Raw genomic sequence first — 11,069 nt, 5'->3', positions numbered from 1 at the left:
CATTGCAAAAGCGCAGGCAGGTTCTGTCATTTGTTTTGATTTCGCTGTCGCTCGTCAAAACGAGACCTCATTGAAAATAGAAAGGGGACGTATTGCTACGTCCCCTTTCCGACCAAACCAACTTGATACAAAACAAATAACTCAAGTTAATATCGTAATTACATTTCAATCCAGTTACCACTCTCATCGGCGTACAAGGTACCGGAAGTACCGTCTTCCAATGAAACTTCAAGCTTAAACTGCTTTGCCTCGTTTACATAGGCTTTATCGATAGTAGCTGTAGGATAGTTTGTGGCTACCGCAGCGGTTACCGCTTCAGGTAGTTCCTCTGCAGCGATTTCAGAAAAATCATCTTGTGCTACAACTTCAGCTGCTGCTTCTTCAACGTTCTCTGTATTTTGTGCGAAAGCTGTCATACTTCCTAATGCTAATGCTAAAACAAAAATTACTTTTTTCATAATCATGTGTATTTTAAACTATTAAACTTGCTTAGTATATAGAAAATATGGTACCAAACACGCTAATTCGTATAACCATCTGAATATTAAGCAATTATAAAATTGAATATTTCTTTATTTTGGGTAAAACTGTGTATCGGGATGGGTAATCGTATAAAAGCTATACGAGAACGTTCTTTCGGACCATATAATCCCTTCCAACTTGGGGCTCCCAAGTAAAGCTTTTAAGGCTCCTTTCCGCAGGAGTCCACAGGGTCGATTCATAGAATTCATAATAATTTCTCAAAACTAACTATCGCTACCTATCGAGAGAAAAACGAAAGCCTAATACAGATTGAGGGGCATAGACCTCAATTTCGAACGCAGTTTACCGCAGTTCGATAACTTGACCATTTCAGATGCCTTATCGCGGTGTGACTCATTTTTAATTCGCTTGGTATTTAACGGAACGCAGCCATTAGTAAAATAATAGACCTTTTGGGAAGCGGGTACATTAAAAAACCCCGGTACTTTCGCACCGAGGTTTTTCCATTAAAACTAATTCTTATAATTAAATAAGAGTGGGGTACTTTACATTTCAATCCAGTTACCTTCAGCATCAGCATACAATTCAACAGCTGTACCATCTTCTTTGGCAACCTCTAATTTGTACTGAGCAGCCTCATTAACATAGGCTTTAGAGATAGTAGCTCCCGGATGGTCAGTGGCCAAGGCAGCGGTAATAGCTTCTGGCAATTCCTCAACGGCAACCTCTGCGAAACTATCCTGAGCTTCTACAGCTTCCGTAGCAACAGCTGCTACTTCTTCGGTTGGAGTTTCTTCTTGTGCAAATGCAGTCATTGAACCTAAGGCCAAAGCTGCAATAATCATTAAATTTTTCATGTGTGTGTATTTAAAAAATTAGTATTCGTTTTGTTTCACCTGTATATAAGACAAAATAGTGCCAAGAGTTTTATTGCTCCTAAATGAAATGTAAAATACTAATAATCAAATACTTAATATGTATTTAGTATATTGGATGGTTGTATAGAATTGAGTAAAATACCCTATACTGTGTAAACATTACACACTTTTTGGCGCTACTTTACTTGGTGTGAAGGCCTCAATAAGTCGTTTACGGTCTTTACCGGGTTGAACGTCGCTACAGGTACTTCTACAAAAAGGGTATTCCAATGGGCCATGGCACCATTCCACAGGCCCGGCAATTCCATAGCCTTTAACTCCCTGCCTTCTTTTGTTTTGCCGGTAATAAATCCCTGTTTGGGATCTACAAAATCCATTAAATCGTATTTTTCACCTTTATGATTCTTAACGCCGCATACGATATCCACAGGATTGAAATGGGTGGCACCGCTTACAATTGCGGATTGTTCTTCGTCCTCGGCGTCTATCTGGGCCGACTCAATGATTTGTAAGGAAATAGTTCCTTCCTCATTCTTCACCCAAAATGGACCTCCACCAGGCTCCCCTTCGTTCTTTACCATGCCGCAAATTCGTATCGGTCTGTTGAGCTTACTCAACATTATCGCTCTTTGTGTCGACTGATCTTTCGTTTCAAAATCGTCTGCGAAGCGAACGTTCAGACTGTTCTCCAAAAAGGCTTTGGCCTGAGCCAATTCTTCGTTACCTATACTTTCATTTTCCAACCGCTCGGCATGTTGGTAGGCTTGTTCTTGAACTTTCAACAAAAGCCCTCCCAGGACTTTCTTGCTATCCGAAATCGCCTCCAAAGCATCGGAGGTAACCACATTATCGATATTTTTGATAAAAATGATATCGGCTTCCTGTTCGTTCAAATTCTCGATCAGCGCCCCATGACCTCCCGGTCGAAAGAGCAAGCTGCCATCAGTGTTTCTAAACGGACTGTCATCCATCGCCACCGCGATGGTATCGGTAGAGGGTTTTTGAAAAGAATAACTTATCTCGAAATCGGTACCCGTATCCTTGGTCACTCGTTCACCGGAAACCGCGAATTCTTCATCGAACATCTCGGCATGCTGCGGAGAAATCGTAAAATGAAGTTTCGCCTTCCCTTTGGTTTCGGCATAGCGCGATGCCTCCTTTAAGTGTTCTTCAAATGCCGTCGCTACAGTATCGCTATATTTGTGAAAAGGTAGCAGTCCCTTTGGATAAAATCCGTAATTCAAGGCATCTTCCAAAAGCATTTCCTGCACAAAGAGCTGTTTGGCCTCATCATCGCTATCGTATTTTCCAGAAATCCGAGCCTGAATGGTATCGTAAAATGGAAACGCCCGGTAGTTCTCGAAAAAAAACTGCATGGCACTGTCATCGTTAGCGTCTACATACTTCTGAAAACTCTCCTTCTTGTGGTCGTAAGTGTTCATAAAGTTGAACAGACTTTTGAACATTCTGGAAGCGGCACCCGAGGCGGGCACAAATTTTAGTAAGGACAAATTGGCTCGTTTTGCCTGGAACAAACCGATGAGTTCATTTTCTTCCGCCTTGGAAAAGCGCTGTAGCCCGTCGCCGATTACCGCCGCTTTCTGCAAGCTCACAAACGGGATACCTTCCTTAAAGGTTTTTATCTGGTTTGCTACTTTTTCTTCGGAAATCCCTTTTTCGGCCAACAAGGCTTTGTCTTCATCTGAAAATGTCATCATGTCTTTTTCTTTTTTAATAGTTCATCTATGTGGGAGACGGCCGTTTGTAGGCGTGTTTTTTTATCTCCCTTTAAAATAACGAAATTACGGTCGTACTTTTCCAAAGTGTCCTTAAAATATTCGAACATTTTCTCTCTTTCATTAGGCTTGTCCCGAAGATCATCGCCCACCCAAGGCACATCTATATAAGTCAAAAGATAGAGGTCGTACGAATTGGCAAGGGCATATTTTTCAAGTAGCGGATCGCAATGTCCTATGTAATACGCTTCTGAATATACCTTTGTTTCTAAAAGGTCGGTATCGCAGATCAAGACATCGGTCGCTTTGGCGGACAAGGTATTTTCGAGTCTGATTTGCCCTTCTGCTATGGGCAGCAAGTCATTTGGCTCGCAGGTTTTACGCTCATTGTTCCATTTTCGTTGAAGGTATTCGCGAGCGTATTCCGCTACCCAGACGGTGTTGTAATGCCGTGCCAATTGCTCCGAGAGGGTAGTCTTGCCAGTCGATTCTGGACCGAACAGCACGACCTTTAAGAGGTCTGAAGGTTGCTGTCTAAACTTTTCTTCCATGCTAAATATGCCTGTATTGCGAGGATGGTAAATATAAGGTATTGTAAGGAAAGCATACCCCAACCCCGATACGCGTAAAGGGGAATCGTAATCACATCGGCCAATATCCACAACGTCCAGTTCTCCAATTTTTTCTTGGCCATATACCACATGGCGGTGAAAAAAATTCCAGAAGTGAATATATCGATATAATTACTACCCTCAATTTCATAGCCCGAGAAACGATACACCCCATAATTAATGAGCATGGTCAAGAGGAAAAGTCCGAACCCTATAATTTTTTCGCTTGTGGTTGTTCGTGAAATACGTACGACCTTTTGATCGTTCTTTACCCTCGACCAGTTCCACCAGCCATAAATACTCATCGCCGACCAGTAGAAATTCATCATCATATCACCGAGAAGGCCATCCTTAAAAAAGAGATACACGGTAATTACGGTAGCGATTAAACCGGTAGGGTATACCCAAATATTCTCTTTTTTGGCATACCATACGCTCAAGATACCCATCACAAAGACGATGGCCTCTAGAACAATCACATAGGTTTCTTTTTCCCTATACGCATCTAGAAAAAAATCAAAAATGGGGTTCATAGGCGCTGCGGTCCGATTTTACGATTTTCATATACAACAGGCCTTTGTCCATCAATTCAAAAGCGGTCTTGATTTCTGTGTGCAACACCTGCATTACGGTATCGTATTCACCGAAAACCTGCGTACTTAAAGGGTTTTCCAACAGCGTAAGGCCTGAGGCTCTCAATTTTTTGATAAAAGTGATGATGTGTTCTTCAAAATCGTCCTGAAGGGGTGAAAAGGTAAGTTCTATGGAAATGTTCATTAGAGTATTAGGTTAAAGGGCGGTTATGATATCATTAAAAGTATTCATCGGGCAGTAGCAAGAGACCTTGATTCAACACAGGTCTACACCGACTCGTAAAACTAAGAACTTCCTACCGCATAGACGCAGGTAAAACCCTCGAATTCCAAAAAATCGATGGCATAGTGCGTCGTTTTTCCTTTGTACAATATTTCTCCGGTAGTCTTTTCATCCGCTAGTGAAAAATCACTTATATCGATATGGTGTAAAAAGCTCAGACCGGGTTCGGCATAAATTTTATAGAGTGATTCCTTGCATCCCCAGACGGCAGTTAATTTGCGTATAAGCGCCTCGGTATTCGCGATGGTACGGTATTCCTCAATAGGAGTGAATTTATGGGCGATACGTAAAATCTTCTCCCGCTGCCTTTCAATGTCGATGCCCACTTCCTGATCATCGCTAATGATGATGCCGGTAAATTGGCCGGAATGTGTAATGGAAATTTTCTTTCCATCCTTTAAGTGGGGTTTGCCAAAGGCATCATAGTACAGGTCATGATCTACATAGCCCGCCTCGGCCATTAAATGCCGTATACTCAAAAAGCCTCTCCGATGCATTTCCGATTTCATTCCGGACATTCTGGTCTGGCAGTGTTCGGTAAGCGCTATTCCCTCCGAGAGCTGTGCTTCGGTTTCCTCAATTCGCCAAATGTGCGTTAAAATCGATGAACTTACGGGTATAGACTTGTAAAGGGGCATACTATTATATATGTATTTTGTACCTTTGTGACCGCAAAATGCGTAACGGTAATGGGCTGATTTTGAAATAGGCTCTTACAAACGAAAGTAAAAAATAAAAAACACTATGAGTACAGAAACCGTTTCATATGTACCTTATAAGGTAAAAGACATTACCCTAGCTGACTGGGGAAGAAAGGAAATTGGCCTCGCAGAGGCAGAAATGCCCGGTTTGATGGCATTACGGGAAGAATATGGTGATGAGCAACCTTTGAAAGGGGCCCGTATCGCGGGATGCCTTCATATGACCATACAGACAGCGGTGCTTATCGAAACTTTGGTAGCTTTAGGTGCTGACGTTACATGGAGCTCCTGTAATATCTTCTCTACACAAGACCATGCCGCCGCCGCAATTGCCTCTGCTGGCATTCCCGTATATGCCTGGAAAGGAATGAACGAGGAAGAATTCGACTGGTGCATCGAGCAGACCTTGTTCTTCGGAGAATCACGCGAACCTTTGAATATGATTTTGGATGACGGTGGGGATTTGACCAATATGGTATTGGACAGATTTCCAGAACTGACCGATGCCATTAAGGGACTTTCGGAAGAAACCACCACGGGCGTGCACCGTTTATACGAGCGTGTAAAAAATGGTACGTTACCGATGCCCGCGATTAATGTGAACGATTCGGTGACCAAATCTAAATTCGATAACAAATACGGCTGTCGCGAAAGTGCGGTTGACGCTATCAGACGTGCTACCGATACCATGTTGGCCGGTAAGCGTGTAGTCGTTGCCGGATATGGTGATGTGGGTAAAGGTACAGCGGCCTCTTTTGCAGGTGCGGGATCGATCGTAACTGTTACCGAAATCGATCCGATCTGTGCTTTACAAGCATGTATGGATGGTTTCGAAGTCAAGAAACTGGAAACCGTTATTGGTACTGCCGATATCGTAATTACGACCACAGGTAATAAGGATATCATTCGCGCCGAACATTTTAAAGCTTTAAAGGATAAGGCGATCGTTTGTAATATCGGTCACTTCGATAATGAAATCGATATGGCCTGGTTGAACGACAACCACGGCAATACCAAAGATGAAATCAAACCTCAGGTCGATAAATATACCATTGACGGGAAAGACATCATCATTTTGGCCGAAGGTCGTTTGGTGAATCTGGGTTGTGCCACAGGCCACCCTAGTTTTGTAATGAGCAACTCCTTTACAAACCAGACTTTGGCGCAAATTGAATTGTGGAAAAACAGTGCCAATTATAAGAACGAGGTTTACATGTTGCCCAAACATTTAGATGAAAAAGTAGCCAAACTACACTTGTCGCGTTTGGGAGCCGAATTGACCGAACTGAAGGAGTATCAGGCGGACTATATCGGAGTTACCGTAGAAGGGCCTTATAAGCCGGATTACTACAGGTACTAAGTATTAGGAAATCCTACGAATTCAAAAATCCTTGCCATGAACGGCAGGGATTTTTTTATCCCACTTAAAAAGACCTGAATTAACTACAAACGCCATTTCCTTGACAACAGGTCTACTGGAAAACCAGTACCAAGAAATACTAAAATTAGGGTATTCCAAAAATTGGATGGTATGTTTACCTTGAATCATATAGTAAACAGTGATGGCGCTTGATGACATTTAATCGATTATAGCCAGCGTCGCACCAAAGCTGTTTTCTTGTTAAGGAAAGCGAAAACTTAAAATCGACAATCGTGTACCGTATTAAAAATAGTCGTTGTGAAGGTTTCTTGTTTATCAAACAAATCCTTCTGCCATAAAACCGATACTATGCATATCATACTTACAGGTGCCACGGGCACTTTGGGATCTCAAATACTATTTCAATTGCTGGCCAATCCTCCGTCAGAGGTTTTTAAAATACTCCTTTTGGTGCGCAAAAGAAACGAACGTACACCAAAAGAAAGGATTCGAGCGATATTAGAAAGCAGTTTTTTGCCAAAAGAGCTCGCTTCCGGTCCCGAGTCGCTTTTCGAAAAAATAGAAGTTATCGATTCCGAACTTTTATGGCAGCCTTCCACTTTTTTGGAAAAAGAAAAGAAGTATCACTTTATTCATTCGGCCGGCTATGTCAACCTTTCTAACAGCGAAAACCGAAAGGAAGAAATATTCAATGAAAATTACCTGTTTACCAAACGTATTTTTAATACGTACCAGAATTACTTGGCTAAATTCGTTTATATCGGCACGGCCTTTTCGATAGGTAATAAAGGTGGTCTTATTGGAAATGATTACCATACTTTCGACAACATCACACACAGAAATCATTACGAAGCCTCAAAACATGCCGCGGAACGATTTTTGATCGCACAAGGGCAAGAAATGAACATTCCCGTTCAGATTCTAAGGCCTAGTGTGCTGGGTGGCAATTACAATGGTACCCCTCGCTTTTTTATTTCCAAATACATGGTCTTTTACCTTTTCGCCAAATTTTTCTATCGCAATTCCTCAAACCATCCCGTTCGTATTACCGCATTACCAGGTCGCGGACTGAACATCATTCCGACCGACTATGCGGCCGCGGTAATCGTAAAAGTTTTGAATACCGATATCAAACAGCTGAATATTGTGCATTCCAAAGGAACTGACACTTATAGCGGAATGGCTAAAATCTTAAAAACCGTAGGCTTTAAGACGTTCAGTATTACACCGAACAATATCGATCATCGCACGGGTTACAAAAATAAGCTAGAGATGATCTATCATCGAACCATAGGAGCGGCCCTTACTCCCTACCTTATTTCGGAACAAAACGAATGGGACACTCAGCTTCTGGAAAGTATTTTGCCCATACCCGACTATTCCTTGGAAACCTATTTAACGAATACCATCAAATATGCCAAGGCGGGGAATTTCGAAGACCAGCAATGGTGATTTTTTCGACTTTGACACGGACAAAAAAGCAAGATACCGACGGGCCAGCACGAAGGCATGTGAAGAATTCTAGTGATCAAGATTCGATTTGACGAATACGGTATGATGGCATGGGAATACGATAATAGGCAGTCATAGCAGCACTGGTATCTTATAGCCTATTTCCAAAAAGACCAAAAAGAATAGCTTAAACTTACAGTGCGACTTCTTCGAACTTTGCTATTAAAGCGGCATATGCTTTAGCATCCTCGGTGGAATGATTTCCATAATCCTTTACAACCTTGAATTTAATATTGTTGCTGCTTAAAAAGTAAGCGATTCTGCCTAACTCATCAGGAGAATCCTTAATCTCGATTTTTGCCATACTGGTAACTTAGGGGAACTTTTAATAAATATTTTAACTTCTAAAATTTTATATTCTTGTTTTAAAACTTAGGCCTTTACAGAATACACCGATCGTCAATAACACGCATTCTACCGATGGGTACGATTAAAGCATAAGCTACAAACGAACACAAGGCGCAATATAGTATATTTTGCAGTAAATTAATATCGCCTTCTGTAAGAAAAACATTATTTCTCGCATTGCACGAATTTACGCCTCGCACAATTATTTCAAGGATTCTACCAGTATATTTCAAATGTGATTCCTGAGATGATTCGCAACAATTTATACGTCTCGATTGGCATATGTATTTTTCGAGGTATGTCCTCCAAAACGGACGGAAAATATTAGAAATAAATGGCTATTGATGTTTTTTTACCAATTTTCTTAAGACATTCATACCTTTTTCCGCATCATTTTTGGCCAAAAAGAGATGGTCGTGAAAATAACCGGCGACAATGTTGCAACTGATATTGTTCTGGGCCAATTCATTTGAAATTATTGCAGTCAGGCCTACGGCCTCCAACGAGGAATGTATCTCTAGTGTAATCCATGCGGCGCTATAGTCGTAACTGAGCTGTAGCTCATCCGCTTTGTGTTTTTCAATAATTATCGTGGTTCCCTCCCTTTCCTTGAATTCACAAATAGTCTGTTCGCGATCAATACCTTGTAAACTCTTAACGGAACAGAATACGTAGATCCCAGAATGCAACCTTGGGGTCATTCCCTTGATAAGCTTGAAAATATCGGTTTCTCCGGCCATGGTATTAAAGTAGGAGTTTCGGATTAAAAAAGCTATCGAAAATACTGCTTGCTATTTAAACGTTCAAAAACACCTGTTGCCCAATAACGCGATCGGGAGCCGAAACATTCAGCAATGGCATCTACACCGATAAGCGTTCCTTTGGCAAGCCTTCCCAACACAGCTATTGGCGCCTGTGTCTCAGGTCCATCGGTTTCCACTCGCCCATCCGTACGGGTCCTGATACCCAAGTCATCGTGAAGAGGTTGCGCTAGGGAGTCATTGATTAAAGCTTTAGGAAGAGCTGTTGTCACTTCTAAAACCTGAGGAGCGTCCAAAACCGAATTAATCATGATGTCGGCGATTACCGATTGGGTACCCTCACAAAGTTTCCATCCTCTTTCAGCTTCCTTGATTTTGGGATTCTTTACAAAGTCGAAGGTCAAATGGCCCGACTTGAGCAGGGCGAGCAGTTGTTGCATACTTGCCACGGGAGGCCCATAGGAATAGCGCTTGAGCCGTTCATCCAAGGCAACTATCTTTGCAATAAGCTCGTCGGATAGTGGCGCGAATGATAGTTGGCGGTACATGATAGGCTGGCAATGGCGCCAGACCTGACCAACACAATAATCCAAACTTACATCCCCCTGTCCGGTAGCCATTTGTACGAACCGCTCCGTCATATGCCGCGTGGTATTGCGCTTCGACAAAATGAAATCATGCTCGAAGTCCTCATCGGATAACCAATTTTTTATGGCCTTCCGGATTTCTTCTTCATCTTTTGAATGATGACTCGTTACTACGCCATATTTCCGAACGATCAGCGGGGTTATTGCATCTATCAAAAATGCTATCGATTGTGGAGGAGTGCTTTTATATATCGCATTTTCCAGGAAGCTTTCGTAAGCAGTCGATTCCTTTTCGGTAAGCGTATAGTACGTATCAATATTTTCGTGGAGCGGTTTTGGGGTCATGGGAAGTCCGTCAAGGGAGAAAGGCACAAGTTGCTTCGGCTCCCTACCGCTTGGGATATAGGCCATTGCCCCTGTAGTTTGGTCCAAAATGTTGAAATGACCTCCTCTGCCTTCGGTAAGCGCCCTGACGACGTCGATCATGGCCAGGCCGAAGCCGCGAATACCCACTATAGATTCTGTATTAATTTTATCGGACTGGATTAAACGCTCCACCGGGTACGGTTCTACGAACACCTCCAAATGATCCTTTCCGTCGATGTAATTTAACCACCCCTTCAATTGTGCATTCAAGTCTATTGGCTGGTGTCCAATTGTCAATACTACTTCATCAGCGGTATAGCTTTGTCCTAAATAGGTATCGATTTTTAACAAATCGCCTTCCACGTCAAGATGGCGCACCTCTTCAGGAATAAAAGTGAGCAGGCCCTCCGCGGCTAAGATATTGGCAATACTCTTATATCTGGATGATAGGTATTCGCCTAACTTTGATCGTAACGGAAACTGGTCTACTGCCGTAGATTCTTCCTTTTCCTCTGAGTAGCCGATCCAATCTTGGAAATCGGGATATTCCGGCAGCGCGAATGTTTCAAAGGTTACTTTGTCTCGAGCTGGAATACCCAAATCTCGCGTTGAAACATTAAGCCAATTGCTGTCGGCCTGATCGAGATTATAAATGACCCCTGCCCCCGGATTAGTGGCAGGTTCGAAAATTAAGACTTTTACCATTTCGCTAGGCGCCGCCTGAGCATATAGCGCTTCTAATGCGGAAAGCCCGCGCGGACCGCAACCTATGATGGCTACCGTGGCCATTTCTATTTTGTCTTTCATGTGCTTATTTTGCAGGCTGTAC

Annotated in this window: 12 protein-coding genes; 2 read left to right on the top strand and 10 right to left on the bottom strand. The window is 42.5% G+C overall.

Features of this window, described 5'->3' with window-relative positions; genetic code table 11:
* Nucleotides 1–158: 158 nt before the first annotated feature.
* From FGM00_RS19535 to FGM00_RS19505, 7 genes are all read right to left on the bottom strand, one after another.
* Complete coding sequence (locus FGM00_RS19535; RefSeq protein ID WP_138854537.1) at nt 159–458, bottom strand: hypothetical protein; 300 nt, start codon at nt 456–458, stop codon at nt 159–161.
* A 570-nt stretch (nt 459–1,028) separates the two neighbouring features.
* Complete coding sequence (locus FGM00_RS19530) at nt 1,029–1,340, bottom strand: hypothetical protein (protein ID WP_138854536.1); 312 nt, start codon at nt 1,338–1,340, stop codon at nt 1,029–1,031.
* A gap of 197 nt (nt 1,341–1,537) precedes the next feature.
* Nucleotides 1,538–3,079, bottom strand: a complete 1,542-nt coding sequence (locus tag FGM00_RS19525; protein ID WP_138854535.1) for a DUF4301 family protein — start codon at nt 3,077–3,079, stop codon at nt 1,538–1,540.
* Nucleotides 3,076–3,648, bottom strand: a complete 573-nt coding sequence (locus FGM00_RS19520; protein WP_138854534.1) for an AAA family ATPase — start codon at nt 3,646–3,648, stop codon at nt 3,076–3,078. The genes FGM00_RS19525 and FGM00_RS19520 overlap by 4 nt, the downstream gene beginning before the upstream one ends.
* The gene (pnuC, locus tag FGM00_RS19515; protein WP_175416279.1) at nt 3,609–4,241 is read right to left on the bottom strand and encodes a nicotinamide riboside transporter PnuC; all 633 of its coding nucleotides are present in this window, start codon (nt 4,239–4,241) and stop codon (nt 3,609–3,611) included. The genes FGM00_RS19520 and pnuC overlap by 40 nt, the downstream gene beginning before the upstream one ends.
* Nucleotides 4,225–4,485 carry a YkoF family thiamine-binding protein gene (locus FGM00_RS19510; protein WP_138854533.1) on the bottom strand — a complete coding sequence of 87 codons (261 nt, stop codon included), beginning with the start codon at nt 4,483–4,485 and terminating at the stop codon, nt 4,225–4,227. Before FGM00_RS19510 ends, pnuC begins: the two co-directional genes overlap by 17 nt.
* A 101-nt stretch (nt 4,486–4,586) precedes the next feature.
* Entirely contained in the window at nt 4,587–5,222 is a 636-nt protein-coding gene (locus FGM00_RS19505; RefSeq protein ID WP_138854532.1) for a 4'-phosphopantetheinyl transferase family protein, read from the bottom strand.
* Nucleotides 5,223–5,328: 106 nt separating this feature from the next.
* On the opposite strand from FGM00_RS19505, the gene ahcY reads away from it, so the two are divergent.
* Together ahcY and FGM00_RS19495 are read left to right on the top strand one after the other, a co-directional pair.
* Nucleotides 5,329–6,645 (top strand): adenosylhomocysteinase, encoded by a 1,317-nt coding sequence (gene ahcY / locus FGM00_RS19500; RefSeq protein ID WP_138854531.1) that lies wholly within the window; start codon nt 5,329–5,331, stop codon nt 6,643–6,645.
* Nucleotides 6,646–7,014: 369 nt separating this feature from the next.
* A complete protein-coding gene (locus tag FGM00_RS19495; RefSeq protein ID WP_138854530.1) occupies nt 7,015–8,118 on the top strand; it encodes an SDR family oxidoreductase in 1,104 nt (367 codons plus the stop codon).
* 193 nt (nt 8,119–8,311) lie between these two features.
* Here the strand turns inward: FGM00_RS19495 and FGM00_RS19870 are convergent, their stop codons facing one another.
* The 3 genes from FGM00_RS19870 to FGM00_RS19485 form a co-directional block, all read right to left on the bottom strand.
* Nucleotides 8,312–8,482, bottom strand: a complete 171-nt coding sequence (locus tag FGM00_RS19870; RefSeq protein ID WP_175416278.1) for a hypothetical protein — start codon at nt 8,480–8,482, stop codon at nt 8,312–8,314.
* A 382-nt stretch (nt 8,483–8,864) separates the two neighbouring features.
* Nucleotides 8,865–9,266, bottom strand: coding sequence for an ACT domain-containing protein (locus FGM00_RS19490; RefSeq protein ID WP_138854529.1), 402 nt, complete (start codon nt 9,264–9,266; stop codon nt 8,865–8,867).
* 32 nt (nt 9,267–9,298) lie between these two features.
* A complete protein-coding gene (locus FGM00_RS19485; RefSeq protein WP_138854528.1) occupies nt 9,299–11,047 on the bottom strand; it encodes an FAD/NAD(P)-binding protein in 1,749 nt (582 codons plus the stop codon).
* Between the last annotated feature and the right edge of the window lie 22 nt (nt 11,048–11,069).

Origin of the sequence: Aggregatimonas sangjinii (assembly GCF_005943945.1) — a bacterium.
In the GTDB taxonomy this organism is placed as follows: Bacteria; Bacteroidota; Bacteroidia; order Flavobacteriales; family Flavobacteriaceae; genus Pelagihabitans; species Pelagihabitans sangjinii.
Note: the sequence above shows the minus strand (reverse complement) of the source record. Positions and strands in the feature narration are given on the sequence as shown.